This window comes from Plantimonas leprariae (genome assembly GCF_008802405.1).
Taxonomy (GTDB): Bacteria; Pseudomonadota; Alphaproteobacteria; order Rhizobiales; family Rhizobiaceae; genus Plantimonas; species Plantimonas leprariae.
Genome location: NZ_VZDO01000026.1, coordinates 31228 through 45151, shown reverse-complemented (window position 1 = coordinate 45151; position 13924 = coordinate 31228). Strand labels below are relative to the sequence as shown.

At 69.6% G+C, this 13924-nt stretch carries 17 protein-coding genes; 9 read left to right on the top strand and 8 right to left on the bottom strand.

Going from position 1 to position 13924, the window contains the following annotated elements:
- From F6X38_RS22245 to epmA, 3 genes are all read right to left on the bottom strand, one after another.
- Positions 1-207, bottom strand: a 207-nt coding sequence (locus F6X38_RS22245; RefSeq protein ID WP_150973747.1) for an STAS domain-containing protein, incomplete at its 3' end; no start/stop codon positions are given.
- A 491-nt stretch (positions 208-698) separates the two neighbouring features.
- Complete coding sequence (locus tag F6X38_RS23585; RefSeq protein WP_161992885.1) at positions 699-869, bottom strand: hypothetical protein; 171 nt, start codon at positions 867-869, stop codon at positions 699-701.
- Between the two features lie 68 nt (positions 870-937).
- The gene (gene epmA, locus F6X38_RS22240) at positions 938-1993 is read right to left on the bottom strand and encodes an EF-P lysine aminoacylase EpmA (protein WP_150973745.1); all 1056 of its coding nucleotides are present in this window, start codon (positions 1991-1993) and stop codon (positions 938-940) included.
- A gap of 115 nt (positions 1994-2108) precedes the next feature.
- Between epmA and efp the strand changes: the two genes are divergently transcribed.
- Positions 2109-2681, top strand: a complete 573-nt coding sequence (efp, locus tag F6X38_RS22235; RefSeq protein WP_150973743.1) for an elongation factor P — start codon at positions 2109-2111, stop codon at positions 2679-2681.
- 17 nt (positions 2682-2698) lie between these two features.
- Here the strand turns inward: efp and F6X38_RS22230 are convergent, their stop codons facing one another.
- Positions 2699-3214, bottom strand: coding sequence for a hypothetical protein (locus tag F6X38_RS22230; RefSeq protein WP_150973742.1), 516 nt, complete (start codon positions 3212-3214; stop codon positions 2699-2701).
- Positions 3215-3291: 77 nt separating this feature from the next.
- Positions 3292-3858 carry an ATP-dependent protease subunit HslV gene (gene hslV / locus F6X38_RS22225; protein WP_150973740.1) on the bottom strand — a complete coding sequence of 189 codons (567 nt, stop codon included), beginning with the start codon at positions 3856-3858 and terminating at the stop codon, positions 3292-3294.
- A 142-nt stretch (positions 3859-4000) separates the two neighbouring features.
- Between hslV and hisB the strand changes: the two genes are divergently transcribed.
- The 6 genes from hisB to F6X38_RS22195 all read left to right on the top strand — a co-directional run bounded on the left by hisB (position 4001) and on the right by F6X38_RS22195 (position 9158).
- Complete coding sequence (gene hisB / locus F6X38_RS22220) at positions 4001-4609, top strand: imidazoleglycerol-phosphate dehydratase HisB (protein ID WP_150973737.1); 609 nt, start codon at positions 4001-4003, stop codon at positions 4607-4609.
- The gene (locus tag F6X38_RS22215) at positions 4606-5100 is read left to right on the top strand and encodes a DUF2628 domain-containing protein (RefSeq protein WP_150973735.1); all 495 of its coding nucleotides are present in this window, start codon (positions 4606-4608) and stop codon (positions 5098-5100) included. Before hisB ends, F6X38_RS22215 begins: the two co-directional genes overlap by 4 nt.
- Positions 5097-5753: an imidazole glycerol phosphate synthase subunit HisH gene (gene hisH, locus F6X38_RS22210; protein WP_150973733.1), complete on the top strand. Its 657-nt coding sequence runs from the start codon at positions 5097-5099 to the stop codon at positions 5751-5753. The genes F6X38_RS22215 and hisH overlap by 4 nt, the downstream gene beginning before the upstream one ends.
- Positions 5753-6493: a 1-(5-phosphoribosyl)-5-[(5-phosphoribosylamino)methylideneamino]imidazole-4-carboxamide isomerase gene (hisA, locus tag F6X38_RS22205; protein WP_150973731.1), complete on the top strand. Its 741-nt coding sequence runs from the start codon at positions 5753-5755 to the stop codon at positions 6491-6493. Before hisH ends, hisA begins: the two co-directional genes overlap by 1 nt.
- Positions 6494-6589: 96 nt before the next feature.
- Positions 6590-7513 carry a dihydrodipicolinate synthase family protein gene (locus F6X38_RS22200; RefSeq protein ID WP_150973729.1) on the top strand — a complete coding sequence of 308 codons (924 nt, stop codon included), beginning with the start codon at positions 6590-6592 and terminating at the stop codon, positions 7511-7513.
- 67 nt (positions 7514-7580) lie between these two features.
- Positions 7581-9158 carry an aldehyde dehydrogenase (NADP(+)) gene (locus tag F6X38_RS22195; protein ID WP_150973727.1) on the top strand — a complete coding sequence of 526 codons (1578 nt, stop codon included), beginning with the start codon at positions 7581-7583 and terminating at the stop codon, positions 9156-9158.
- Between the two features lie 9 nt (positions 9159-9167).
- Here F6X38_RS22195 and F6X38_RS22190 read toward each other — a convergent pair whose 3' ends face one another.
- Entirely contained in the window at positions 9168-10094 is a 927-nt protein-coding gene (locus F6X38_RS22190; protein WP_161992884.1) for a DMT family transporter, read from the bottom strand.
- 247 nt (positions 10095-10341) lie between these two features.
- Between F6X38_RS22190 and F6X38_RS22185 the strand changes: the two genes are divergently transcribed.
- On the top strand, positions 10342-11169 hold the full coding sequence (locus F6X38_RS22185; protein ID WP_150973725.1) for a lytic murein transglycosylase: 828 nt from the start codon (positions 10342-10344) through the stop codon (positions 11167-11169).
- A 22-nt stretch (positions 11170-11191) separates the two neighbouring features.
- Here the strand turns inward: F6X38_RS22185 and F6X38_RS22180 are convergent, their stop codons facing one another.
- The gene (locus F6X38_RS22180) at positions 11192-11926 is read right to left on the bottom strand and encodes a glutathione S-transferase (RefSeq protein WP_150973723.1); all 735 of its coding nucleotides are present in this window, start codon (positions 11924-11926) and stop codon (positions 11192-11194) included.
- A 129-nt stretch (positions 11927-12055) separates the two neighbouring features.
- Between F6X38_RS22180 and F6X38_RS22175 the strand changes: the two genes are divergently transcribed.
- Entirely contained in the window at positions 12056-13465 is a 1410-nt protein-coding gene (locus tag F6X38_RS22175) for an MATE family efflux transporter (RefSeq protein WP_150973721.1), read from the top strand.
- Between the two features lie 49 nt (positions 13466-13514).
- Here F6X38_RS22175 and F6X38_RS22170 read toward each other — a convergent pair whose 3' ends face one another.
- The gene (locus F6X38_RS22170) at positions 13515-13862 is read right to left on the bottom strand and encodes a septal ring lytic transglycosylase RlpA family protein (protein ID WP_246191498.1); all 348 of its coding nucleotides are present in this window, start codon (positions 13860-13862) and stop codon (positions 13515-13517) included.
- Between the last annotated feature and the right edge of the window lie 62 nt (positions 13863-13924).

Genomic DNA, 13924 nt, shown 5'->3' with positions numbered 1-13924 from the left:
CACCCCGTCCAGGCGCCAGGCCGCCGCCGCCGCCACGAGAACCTGCAGGCACTGCCCGCCCAGCCGCTGCACCTGCGAAGCGTCCAGCTCCACCGCCCGGCCCCGTAACCCCGCCAACGACCCATGCAACGGCATCGCCGCACGTACATCCAAGACTGACGGTAATTCCAACGTCGCCACCTTGCGTGACGACTTGCGGGTGGTCATCTGCGCCTCCTGCCCCCAGTACAGCGGTCGAGCCCATCGTGCGAAGCAGCCGCCTTCCGCTGCCCGGCGGGGCGGCTCGTCTCGCGATGACCGAAAGCTACACTGAACTCTTTAATGGACGGTGTAGTACTGCCGTCCAGTTCGGCTCGTTTCGACTTGCCGTCGATCGCGTCCAATATAGTGAAGGCCGGCTTTACCTCGCCGAAACCGGGTTAATCCTTGTTTTCCATGATGACGAAGCCGAGTCTTCTTTCGGATATGGAGGAGCGCAGGCGGCGGCGAAGGTCTTCGAGATCGAACCAATGCCGAACAGGGCATCGGAGGCCGCCGATGCGCCGGTCGTCCCGAGGCGACGCCGGAGGCAGAAACGAAGCCGGCGTTCAGTGGCCCGGCGCCAACGGCCTGCCCAGCACGTCGCACTCCCCCAGCGCTGAACGGATCGCGGTATCCGCCGCCACTCCGACCGCAGCCTGTCCGTCCTCGCCCGGCGCTCAGTCGTTCGGCTCGCCCTTGCGGCCGATCGCCTCGACATATTCGTAACCGGCGCGCCAGGCGGCGGCGCGTCCGGCATCGTCCGGCCCGTAGGGACAGCGCGCTTCCGGCTCGGCGTTGGTCGCCGCGACCCGGCCCTCCTCGTAGGCAATCTTTTCCTCGTCGGTCATGGCGGCATCCCGTTTCCCGGCAGCAACGGCCAGGACACCGACCGGTTGCTGCGCGAAGGCACGCACCGTCAGGAAGCCTCGCCGCCGGCCACCGGCGTCCAGAGGACGTCCTCGATCCGCCGCGCGCCCGTCGCCAGCATCGCGAGGCGGTCGAAGCCGAGCGCGATGCCTGCGGCTTCCGGCATGATCCGCAAGGCGGCGAGGAAATCCTCGTCGACGGGATAGCGCTCCCCGTAGATGCGTTCCTTCTCGTCCATGTCGGCCTCGAAGCGGCGGCGCTGCTCGGCCGCGTCGGTCAGTTCGCCGAAGCCGTTGGCGAGCTCGACGCCGCAGGCATAGAGTTCGAAGCGCTCGGCGACGCGCCCGTCGCCCGGTTTCGGCCGGGCGAGCGCCGCTTCCGGCACGGGATACTCGCAGAGCACGGTCGCGCGCCCTTCGCCCAGCCGCGGCTCGATCCGCTCCACCATGACGCGGCTGAAGAGATCGCTCCACGTATCGTCCGGCGCGGTGCGGATGCCGGCCGCGGCCAGCGCCGCGCGAAGCCCGTCGCGGTCCGTGCCGCCGTCCGGGTCGACGGTGGCGAGGAGGTCGATGCCGGCGAAGCGGCGGAATGCCTCGGCGACCGTCAGTCGTTCCGGCGGGCGGTAAGGATCGGCCTCCCGGTCCCGGAAGCGAAAGGTTTTCGCGCCCGCGGTCTCGGCGGCAAGCGCGACGAGCGCGGCGCAGTCCGCCACCAGCCGCTCGTAGGGCTCGCCCGTCCGGTACCATTCCAGCATGGTGAATTCGGGATGATGCAGGACCCCCCGCTCGCGGTTGCGCCAGACGGGGCCGAGCGAGAAGATGCGCTCTTCGCCCGCCGCCAGCAGCTTCTTCGCCGCGAATTCCGGCGAGGTATGGAGGTAGAGCGGGGAGCGCGCGCCGTCCGGCCCGACGAGTTCCGTCGCGAAGGCGGCGAGATGCGTCTCGTTGCCGGGCGAGACCTGCAGGCACGCCGCCTCGATCTCCGTGAAGCCGCCGTCCTCGAACCAGCGCCGGAACGCCGTCCGGATGCGGCCGCGCTGGAGAAGCCGAGGGCGGCGGTCGGCGTGGACGGCGGGCGTCCACCAGGGCGAGGCTCTGGTCATGATCGGGGTCCGGCTCGGCGGGCGCGACGGCTGGCGGTCGCGGCGAAGATGCGCTAGGGCGGGCGCCAGCGCCGTTTTTCAGGCCCCCTCCAACGATAATTCAGGATATCCGCCCGTGGTGAAGGTGATCGCCAGTTCGCTCCGCAAAGGCAACGTCGTCGAGCGGGACGATGGCAAGCTCTATGTGATTCTGTCGGCCGAGAACATCCATCCCGGCAAGGGCACGCCGGTGACGCAACTCGACATGCGCCGCATCGTCGATGGCGTGAAGGTGTCGGACCGCTACCGCACCACCGAGCAGGTGGAGCGCGCCTTCGTGGAAGACCGCGAGCACACCTTCCTCTATTCCGACGGCGAGGGGTTCCACTTCATGAACCCCGAATCCTACGAGCAGGTGGCGGTGCCGCCGGACGTGCTCGGCGACCAGGCGGCCTATCTGCAGGAAGGTATGGCGGTCTACCTGTCGCAGCACAACGGCGTGCCGCTGTCGGTGGTGCTGCCGCAGCGCGTCACCTTCGAGGTGGTGGAGACCGAGCCGGTGACCAAGGGCCAGACCGCCTCCTCGTCCTACAAGCCGGCGATCCTGTCGAACGGCGTGCGCACCACGGTGCCGCCGCACATCTCGGCCGGCACGCGTGTCGTGATCATGACCGAGGACGGTTCCTACGTGGAGCGCGCCAAGGACTGAGTGCCGCTCGCCTTAAGCTACCGCAGAGCGCGTTCGAGTTCGGCCTTCGTCATCTTCGAGCGGCCCTCGACACCCTCTTTCGCGGCCTTCGCGTAGAGCTCGGCCTTGGTCGCGACGCCCTTGCCTCCCCCGCCGCCCGTCTCGCGGTGCGGGGCGGTCTTCTTCGCCACGTCCTCCGGCTGGGTGGAGAACTGCTTGCCCTTCTTCGTGTCCGCCCGCTTCTTGGCGGTGGTGCGGGCATATTCGTCCTTCGAGAGATGCTCGCGAGCTTCCTTCGGCAGGTAGCGCTCGCCGGTCTTCCCACTCTCCTTGCCGGACTTCGTGCCCCAGTCCTCCTCCGTCCACTGGTGGAGGTGGTTGCCGGCCGACTTCCTGCCCTCGTAGCCGCCGCCTTCCTTCTTGTATTCGGCTGTCGCGAGTTGCGCCTTCCGGGCCGACCATTGGCCGGGCTTGCCGCCCTTCGCGCCCTTCGTGACCTCGCCCTTCACTTTGTCCCAGAGCTTCAGATCGCTCTTCTCGGCCGTTCCCGCCATGCCCTTGTCTCCCGAGCGCCGTGTTTCACGTGAAACACGGCGAGGCGCGGAAGGATGCGGGCTCGCGGCTGCGGCGTTCAGTCCTTGGCGTCAAGAGATTCGAGGACGACGCTGTCGTTGGTGTAGATGCAGATTTCCGCCGCGATCTTCATCGCGCGGCGGGCCACCTCCTCGGCGGGAAAGTCGGTATCGGCGAGCGCCCGCGCCGCGGCCAGCGCGTAGTTGCCGCCCGAGCCGATCGCCATCACGCCGTGCTGCGGCTCGAGGACGTCGCCGTTGCCGGTGAGCGTCAGGGTCACGCGGGCATCGGCGACGATCATCATCGCCTCCAGCCGCCGGAGGTAGCGGTCGGTGCGCCAGTCCTTGGCAAGCTCGACGGAAGCACGCATCAACTGATCCGGATACTGCTCCAGCTTGCCCTCCAGCCGCTCCAGGAGCGTGAAGGCGTCGGCGGTCGCGCCGGCGAAACCGGCGAGCACCTGTCCATCCTTGCCGATGCGCCGGACCTTCCGGGCATTGCCCTTCATCACCGTGTTGCCGAGCGAGACCTGCCCGTCGCCCGCCACCACCACCTTGCCGCCCTTCCTCACCGTGACGATCGTGGTGCCGTAGATCGTCGCCGGGTCGTGCTTCTCGAAGTTCATCTTGGCCGGAATCCTTAGGAAGCGGCCGATGGGCCGCAGCTTCCCGATCCATGTAAGATCGGTTCGAAGCGGTTTCCACGCGGGCGCCGATGCTCTAATCCAGCGGCGGAACGGAACGCTGCGGCGAACGAGCAGGATCGAGATGGGCGAGACGGCGGGCCGGCGCGATGCCACGGTCGAACGGCAGACGAAGGAAACGAAGGTCAGCGTCCGCGTCGACCTCGACGGTGAGGGCCGCGCGACGATCGCGACCGGCGTCGGCTTCTTCGACCATATGCTGGACCAGCTCGCCCGCCATTCGCTGATCGACATGACGATCCGCACCGAAGGCGACCTCCATATCGACGACCACCATGCGGTGGAGGACACCGGCATCGCGATCGGTCAGGCGATCCGGCAGGCGCTCGGCGAGCGGCGCGGCATCCGCCGCTACGCCTCGCTCGACCTCGCGATGGACGAGTGCCTGACGCGCGCCGCCATCGACGTCTCGGGCCGGCCGTTCCTCGTGTTCAGGGCCGAGTTCCCGGCGGCGAAGATCGGCACCTTCGACACCGAGCTCGTGCGCGAGTTCTTCCAGGCGCTGGCGCAGAATGCCGGCGTTACGCTCCACATCGAGAACCTCTACGGCCTGAACTCGCACCACATCGCCGAGACCTGCTTCAAGGCGGTGGCGCGGGTGCTTGGCGACGCGGTAGCGATCGATCCGCGGCAAGCGGACCTCGTTCCCTCCACCAAGGGCATGCTGGCGTGACGCGCTTCATGGTGTTCGAGCCGCCGGGGACTGCCGGCGCGCCCCGCACGGAGGGCGCCAGCGAGGACGCCGTCTTCGTGCGCGACCGCTTCTCGGCTCCGGCCTTCCTGTTCGCGCCGCTGTGGCTCTTGCGCTACGGCCTCGTCGTGCAAGGCGTGCTCGTGCTGCTCCTCGGCGGCTGGCTCCTTTATCTCGCCCGCTCGGGGCTGGGGCTCGTCGCCGTGCCGCTCATCGTCCTGCTCGGCCTCCTCGTCGCGCTGGAAGGGCCGGAATGGCGGGCGCGGCGGCTTCTCCGCCGCCGTTATCGCGACGCCGGCGCGGTGGAGGCACAGGACGCGGCGGAAGCCGCGATCCTCTACTTCGCCGGGCATGCCGTGGCGCGCACCGCAAGCGGCCGCTCCGAGGCCGCCCTGCCGTGGGCGTTCGAGCCGGTCGCGCCGGAGCCGAAGCGCCGCCGCTGGTGGCCGTTCGCGCGGAAGGCCCACGCATGAGCGAGACGCTCGCGATCATCGACTACGGCTCGGGGAACCTCCGCTCGGCGACGAAGGCCTTCGAGCGCTCGGCGCGCGAGAGCGGCCTGGATACGCAGATCCGCCTCACCGACGACCCGGCGGTCGTGGCGGCGGCGGACCGGATCGTCCTGCCCGGCGTCGGCGCCTATGCCGACTGCCGCGCCGGTCTCGACGCCGTGCCCGGCATGACGGACGCGCTGCGCGACGCGGTGGAGCGCCGGGGCCGGCCGTTCCTCGGCATCTGCGTCGGCATGCAGCTCATGTCGACGCGCGGGCTCGAGAAGACGATCACCGAGGGCTTCGGCTGGATCGGCGGCGACGTCGGGCCGATCGTTCCGGCCGATCCGGCGCTGAAGGTTCCGCAGATCGGCTGGAACACGCTTGAGAAACGCCGCGAGCACCCGCTCCTCGCCGGCATCCCGACCGGCGACGAGGGCCTCCACGCCTATTTCGTCCATTCCTACCACTTGACGCCGGCCGACGAGGCCGATGTCGTCGCGACCTGCGACTACGGCGGCGCGGTGACGGCGATGGTGGCGCGCGAGAACCGCGCCGGCACGCAGTTCCACCCCGAGAAGAGCCAGCGCCTCGGCCTGGCGCTTCTCGCGAACTTCCTGCGCTGGAAGCCCTGATGCCGATCCTCTATCCCGCGATCGACCTGAAGAACGGCGAATGCGTGCGCCTGCGGCTCGGCGACATGGAGCAGGCCACCGTCTACAACGCCGACCCGGCGGCGCAGGCTCGCGCCTTCGAGGCTCAAGGCTTCACGCATCTCCACGTCGTCGACCTCGACGGCGCCTTCGCCGGCGCGGCGCGGAACGCTCCCGCGGTGGAGGCGATCATCGCGGCGGTCGGCGGCAACATGCGGGTGCAGCTCGGCGGCGGCATCCGCACGCTCGCCGACGTCGAGCGCTGGCTTTCCCTCGGCCTCCGGCGCGTCATCCTCGGCACGGTCGCGGTGCGGGATCCCGCCGTGGTGCGCGAGGCGGCGAAGCGCTTTCCGGGGCAAGTGGCGGTCGGCATCGACGCCCGCGGCGGGCGCGTCGCGGTGGAAGGCTGGGCGGAAGCCTCCGAACTCACCGCGCTCGATCTGGCACGACGTTTCGCGGACGCCGGCGTCGCCGCCATCGTCTACACCGACATCGACCGCGACGGCGTGCTCGCCGGCATCAACTGGGAGGCGACGGTCGAACTGGCGCATGCCGTGCCGATTCCGGTGATCGCCTCCGGCGGCCTCGCCTCCATGGACGACATCCGGCGGCTTGCCCGCCCCGATGCGGCGATCCTCGAAGGCGCGATCTCGGGCCGCGCGCTCTACGACGGGCGGATCGACAGCTCCCAGGCGCTCGCGCTCCTGAAACAAGCCGCCTGAAACGCGCACCGCCGGGTTCCGCTGGCCCGCGTCTTCCGTTAATCGGGCGGGGAATCGCCTGACCCTCACGCGCCATCCAACGGACCGCCGCCTCCCATGTCCTTCACCGAACCCTTTTCCGGCCTCTGGCCGGTCGCCCCGACGCCCTTCCTCGCCAACGGCGACCTCGATCCGGAGGGCATGAAGCGCGTCCTCGACTGCATGATCGACCAGGGCGTCGACGGCATCTGCATCCTGGCGAACTATTCCGAGCAGTTCCTCCTCGCCGACGACGAGCGCCGCCTCCTCACCCACCTGTCGCTGGAGCACGTCGCGGGCCGGGTGCCGGTGATGGTGACCTGCTCGCACTTCGCGACCCGCATCGCTGCGGCGCGCGGCCGGGAGGCCGCCGAGCTCGGCGCGGCGATGCTGATGCTGATGCCGCCCTATCACGGCTCGGGCCTCCGGGCGGGCGAAGAGCTGATGATCGAGCACTTCAAGGAAGTCGCGGACGCGGCGAACATCCCGATCATGGTGCAGGACGCGCCGCTGTCCGGCGTCGCGCTGTCCGTGCCGTTCCTGGCCAAGCTCGCGAGCGACGTGCCGCTGGTGCGCTACTTCAAGATCGAGATGCCGCAGTCGGCGGCCAAACTCCGCTCGCTGATCGCAGCGGGGGGTGAGCGAATCGTCGGCCCGTTCGACGGCGAGGAGGCGATCACCATGATGGCCGATCTCGACGCCGGCGCGACCGGCACCATGTCGAGCGCCCTTCTGCCGGACCTGCTGCGGCCCGTCTTCGACCGGCACCGGGCCGGCGACCGGGCGGGCGCGGCGGAAGCCTATGCCCGCGTCCTGCCGCTGGTGAACTACGAGAACCGCCAGTGTGGCCTCCGCGCGGCGAAGACGGTGATGATGGAAGGCGGCGTGATCGGCTCCGACCACGTCCGCCATCCGCTGGACCAGATCCATCCCGCGACGCGCGAAGGGCTCTTGGAACTCGCGCGCCCGCTGGAGCCGGTGGCGCTCCGCTGGGGCAAGTGACGGGCGACCCGCGCTTTTCGCCATCCGAACCTATATGCGGGCGCGGGAGCGCTCGAAGGAGACCATCATGACCATCCAGGGCCAGCAGTTCATCGGCGAGACGGCCGTGAAGGGCGCGAACGGCGAGATCTTCGGCTTCGACGCCGCCAGCGGCGAGAAGCTGCAGCCGAGCTTCGGCGGCGCGACCAAGGACGATCTGGAGCGCGCCTGCGCGCTCGCCGACGCCGCCTTCGACACCTACCGCGAGACCTCGCTGGAGGAGCGCGCGCTCTTCCTCGAAGCCATCGCCGACAACATCATGGCGCTCGGCGACGAACTCGTCGAGCGCTGCTGCGCCGAAAGCGGCCTGCCGCGCGCCCGGGTGGAGGGCGAGCGCGGCCGCACCGTCGGCCAGTTGAAGCTCTTCGCGGGCGTCGTGCGCGACGGCGGCTTCCTGGAGCTGCGCCTCGATCCGGCATTGCCGGACAGGAAGCCCCTGCCCCGGCCGGACCTGCGGCTGCGCAAGATCCCGCTCGGGCCCGTCGCGGTGTTCGGCGCGTCGAATTTCCCGCTCGCCTTCTCGGTCGCGGGCGGCGATACCGCTTCCGCTCTCGCCGCCGGTTGCCCGGTGATCGGCAAGGCGCATTCCGCCCATCCCGGCACGGCCGAACTCGTCGGCCGCGCCGTGCAGAAGGCGGTCAAGGACCGTGGCCTGCCGGAAGGCACCTTCTCGCTCCTGTTCGATTCCGGCCGCGAGATCGGCCAAGGCCTCGTCGCCGACCGGCGCGTCCGGGCGGTCGGCTTCACCGGTTCGCGTGGCGGCGGCACCGCGCTGATGCGGATCGCGGCGGGCCGCGAGCAGCCGATCCCGGTCTATGCCGAGATGAGCTCGATCAACCCGGTCTTCCTGTTCCCGAGCGCGGTGAAGAACCGCGGCGAGGCGATCGGCAAGGCCTTCGCTGCCTCGTTGACGCTCGGCGCCGGCCAGTTCTGCACCAATCCCGGCCTCGTGATCGCGGTCGAAAGCGAAGGCCTCGACAGCTTCGTCAAGGGCGCGGCGGAAGCGCTGTCCGGCATGCCCGCCGCCGTGATGCTGACGCGCGGCATCCTCGACGCCTACAGGAAGGGTGTCGACGCGGTCGCGGGACACGCGGCGGTCGCGGAGGTCGCGGCAGGCCAGGACGGCGGCGCCTCGCGCGGGCAGGCGAAGCTCTTCGCGGTGAAGGCCGAGGACTTCCTCGCCGCTCGCGAGTTGCAGGACGAGATCTTCGGCGCGGCCTCGCTCGTCGTGCGCTGCCGCGACGAAGCCGAGGTCGCGAAGGTGATCGAGTCGCTGGAGGGCCAACTCACCGTCTCGCTCCACATCGACGAGGCGGACCACGCGGCGGCGAAGGCGATCCTGCCGAAGCTCGAGCGCGTCGCCGGCCGGCTCCTCGTCAACAACTTCGGCACCGGCGTCGAGGTGGCGCACGCGATGGTGCATGGCGGGCCGTTCCCGTCGACCTCGGACGGGCGCTCGACCTCGGTCGGCTCGCTGGCGATCGACCGGTTCCTGCGGCCGGTCTGCTACCAGGACATGCCGGCGGCGCTGCAGCCGGAGGCGCTGCGCGACGGCAACCCGCTGAAGCTCTTCCGCCGGGTCGACGGGGTGATGGGCCAGAACTGACCGGAACGGCTATTGCGGGGCGTCGACCACGGTCGGCTCCCCGCTTCCCGTCTTCCGTTGACGGAAGGCGATGAACAGGCCGGATCCGATGATGATCGCCGCGCCGACGACGACCGCCGCGTCGGGCAACTCGCGGAAGATGATCCAGCCGAACAGAACGCCCCAGATCAGCGTCGTATACTGCATCGGCGCGACGGTCGCCGCCTCGCCGAGCTTCAGCGAGCGGTTGACGCAGGCGTGCGCGATCGTCGACACGACGCCGATGAGGCCGAGGAGGCCGTAGTCGGTCAGATCCGGCGGGGTCCAGCCGAAGAAGGGCAGCGAGACAAGGCCGAGGATCAGCGCCGCGACGAGCTGCCAGAACACCAGCGCCGTGTCGGGCGTGCCGCGAAGCTGCCGCCCGAAGATGACGGTCAGCGAGAAGACGAAGGAGCCGACGAGCGAGACGAGCGCCGCCGGCGTCAGCGCGGCGGAGGACGGGCGGAGCGCGATCGCCACTCCGACGAAGCCGACCGCGATCGCCGTCCAGCGCCGCCAGCCGACGCGCTCGCCGAGCATGAACGGCGACAGCGCCGCGACGTAGATCGGCGCCGCCAGCCAGTAGGTGATGACGTCGGACAGAGGCAGCGTGATCGTGGCGTAGTAGAAGGCGGACGACTCGAAGGCGGCGAAGACGACGCGGAGCGTCAGGATCACCGGCCGGTCAGTGCGGAAGAGTTCCCGCTTCGGCCGGCCGAGGAGCAGCGGCGTCATCACGAGAAGCGCCCCGACCGAGCGCAGCACCATGATCTGCCCGACCGAATAGGTCGCGACCAGCCACTTGCCGAGCGTGTCGTTGGCGACGAACATGAACATCGCGACGAGCATCATGAGGATGCCGAGGCGGTCGCCGGACAGCCGTCCGGTCGCCGCAGCTCGCGCGGAGGGAAGTGACAAGAAAAACTCCGGCGCGGCGGGGCGGCCGCGATCGAGGATGGGTTTCGCCGCCCGTTTAGCCGCTTCCGGCCATCGCCGGAAGCCGTGACGAAAAAGTCACCCCCGCGTCATTGAAGAAGCGTTTACCTTTCGATGAGGAAGCCCGCCTAATCTTCGCCGGAATCGGCGGGCGTGTCGCGATTCGATCGATCTTCGCTTCCGTCCGCCGCCGGACGCCACTCCCCGTTTCACGACACAGGAAGGCTTGATGCGCATCCTCTCCAAGGCCGCCAGCGCCGTTCTCGCCGCCGGCTTGGGCCTCGCCGGTCTCGCCGCAACGCCGGCCGCAGCCGCTTCCTGCGGCAACAACGCGGGCGGCTTTCCGGCCTGGCTGGAAGACTTCAAGTCCGAGGCCGCCAGCCAGGGCATCTCGCGCGGCACGATCCAGTCGGCGCTCGGCAACGTCGCCTACGATACGAAGGTCGTCAGCCTCGACCGCAACCAGAAGAGCTTCAAGCTGTCGCTCGACCAGTTCATGGCGCGCCGTGCCCCGCCTTCTTACGTGCAGAAGGGCCGGAGCGTCCTTCGCCAGAACGCCGCGCTGTTCGACCGGATCGAGCAGCGCTACGGCGTCCAGAAGGAGGTGCTGGCGGCGATCTGGGGCATGGAAACCGGCTTCGGCGCGAATTCCGGCAACATGAACGTCTTCCGGTCGCTGGCGACGCTGTCCTACGACTGCCGCCGCTCCGACTTCTTCACCGAGGAGCTCATGGCGGCGCTGCAGATCGTCGACCGCGGCGACATGGCGGCCTCGCAGATGCGCGGCGCCTGGGCGGGCGAGCTCGGCCAGACGCAGTTCCTGGCGAAGAACTACGTCAAGTACGCGGTCGACGGCGACGGCGACGGCCGGCGCGACCTGATCCGCTCGCGCGCCGACGTGCTCGCCTCCACCGCCAACCTGCTGCGCGCCGAAGGCTGGCGCGCGGGCGCCGGCTACGGGCCGGGCGAGCCGAACTACCCGGTCTTCGCGCAGTGGAACCGCGCCGTGGTCTACCAGCAGGCGCTCTCCCTCTTCGCCTCGCAGATGGCGCAGTAGGCAGAAGCCGCGGCGGCGGGGTTCAGGCCTCGCCGTCGAGCTCGGGATAGGCGCGGAAGATGCCGTCCGTCGAGAAGGCGAGACGGCGCGGGCTCCCGAGATAGGCCGCGACGCGCGGTTCCGTCGCGACCCGCCGCGCCAGTTCGGCGACGCGTGGGTAGTCGCCCTCGATCGCCGCCATGCGTTTCGGGAAGGCGTAGCGCAGGCCCTCCACGATCTGGAACAGGCCGAGATCGGCGTAGGAGAGTTCCCGGCCGACCAGAACGCCGGTCTTCGCCGGATTGCGCTCGATCAGCCGCTCGTACCATTTGAGGAATTTCGGCATCCGCTCGCCGCGAAACTCCTTCGCGCGGCGCAACGCTTCCGGCTTCTGGTCCTCGAAGTAGAGCCCGTTGCCGACCGGATGGTGGACGTCGTGCACCTCGGTCGCGAGGTCCGACGTCGTGATGGCGATCGCCCTCGCCCATTCGCGCTGGACGGCGTCTTCCGGCGCGAGCCCGAACTTTTCGCCGGCATAGGTGGCCGAGGCCGCCGACTGCGAAACGAGGATGTCGCCGTCGACGAGGAAAGGCGGCGCGAAGGGCGCGGGAAATCCCTCCACGCCCTTCAGCAACGCCATCATGCCGTCGATGCCGCCGCCCTCGACGTCGTCCAGCCGCGCCATGTCGCGGTAGTCCGCGCCGGCGGCTTCCAGGACGAGACGCGGGAATTCGCCGCGTCCCTGGATGCTCGGCCAGTAGTAGAGATCGATGGTCATGGCACGGCCTCGTTTCGCGTCGGTCGGGAGCGGCGGGTGGACAGCCGCCTTCGCATGACATAACGCGGGACCCTCACGGGTCACGACGCGGCGCTCGGCGCGGACTCGGTCTGACGGGAGGAATCGGACATGGATGGGGCATCCGTCGCGACGACGGAAGGCTCGGGGCCGCGTTCGCGCGTGGACGCCTCGTGGAGCGACCATGTGCGGGCGACGGTCGCCCTCGGCGCGCCGCTCGTCGGGGCGCAGCTCGCGCAGATGGCGATCCACGTCACCGACACGGTGATGGTCGGCCGGCTCGGTGCCGCCGAGCTCGCCGCCGCGGTCCTCTGCACGCAAGGCTTCTTCCTCGTCTGGATCTTCGGCAACGGCTTCGCGCAAGGAGCGATGCCGCTCGCCGCCGCCGCGGAAGGTCGCGGCGACCGCACTGGCGTGCGCCGCTCGACCCGCATGGGCTTCTGGGTCGTCGCCCTGTTCGGCCTCCTGTCGCTGCCGGCGCTCTGGCATTTCGAGGCGATCCTCCTCGCGCTCGGCCAGACGCCGGAGATCGCCCGCCTCGGCGGCTCGTTCATGCGCGTCCTCGAATGGGGCATGATCCCGGCGCTTCTCGTCGCGGGCGCGCGGACGCCGCTCAGCGTCCTCGGCAAGACGAGTGTTATCCTCCTCGTCACGGCGGGCGGTGCGGTGGTGAACGGCGTCCTGAACTACATCCTGATCTTCGGCCATCTCGGGCTGCCGGCGTTGGGGCTGAACGGCTCGGCGCTCGCCTCCGCCGTCACCAACGCAGGCATGGCCGGCGCGATGCTGCTCTACTGCGGCACGGCCCGCGACCTCGCCCCCTACCGCTTCTTCCAGCGCATCTGGCGGCCGGACTGGCCGGCCTTCCTGGAGATCCTGCGGCTCGGCTGGCCGATCTCCACGACGATCATCGCGGAAGTCGGCCTCTTCGCCGCCTCGTCGGTGATGATGGGATGGCTCGGAACGGTACCGCTCGCGGCGCATGGCATCGCGCTACAGCTCGCCTCGATCGCCTTCATGATCCCGCTCGGCTTTTCCCAGGCCGCGACGGTGCGCGTCGGCGTCAGCTACGGCAGCCGCGACTGGGTGGGGCTGGAGCGAGCCGCTTACGTCGCGATCGGCCTCGCCGGCGCTTCCGGCCTCCTCGGCGGCATCCTGTTCTGGCTGATGCCGGCAACGCTGGTCGGCCTCTACCTGAACCCTGCCGCGCCGACCGCCGCAGCGGTGCTGGCGACCGGCGTGCAACTGGTGATCGTCGCCGCCGCCTTCCAGATGGTGGACTGCCTGCAGGTGGTCTCGAGCGGCGTCCTGCGCGGTCTTGCCGACACGCGGACCCCGATGATCATCGCGGTGCTGAGCTATTGGGCGATCGGCATGCCGATCGCCTGGGTCCTCGCCTTCAAGCTAGGCGTCGGCGGCGTCGGCATCTGGATCGGGCTGGCCGCCGGCCTGTTCGCCGCGGCTGTGCTGATGACGGGGCGCGTCGCGCTGCGTGTCCGCCTCGGCCTGACGCCGGCCTGAAACGCGGGAGAGGGGAAGCGTCGCCGACGCTTCCCCTCGTCGCTTCGGATCAGGCGCAGTCGCCGCCGTTCGAGCCGCCGGGCGCCTCGATCTGGACGCGCGCGGTGCCCGTATGGATGAAGTCGAGCTTCTGGGCCGCGCCCTTGGACAGGTCGATCATGCGACCCTTCACGAAGGGACCGCGGTCGTTGATCGTGACGACGATCGACTTGTTGTTGCGAAGGTTGGTGACCTTCACCTTGCTTCCGAGCGGAAGGGTCTTGTGCGCGGCGGTCATGGCCGCCGGGTTCATCCGCTCGCCCGAGGCGGTGCGGGAATGGAGCGCGTACCAGGAAGCGCCCCCGCAGGTGGTCTTGATCTCGTTGACTTGAGCGTCTGCGATGCGTGGAATGGAAATCGTCGAAGCGGCGATGGCGATGGCTGTCAGAGCGGCAGCAGTCTTCAACCCCTCGGTCCTTG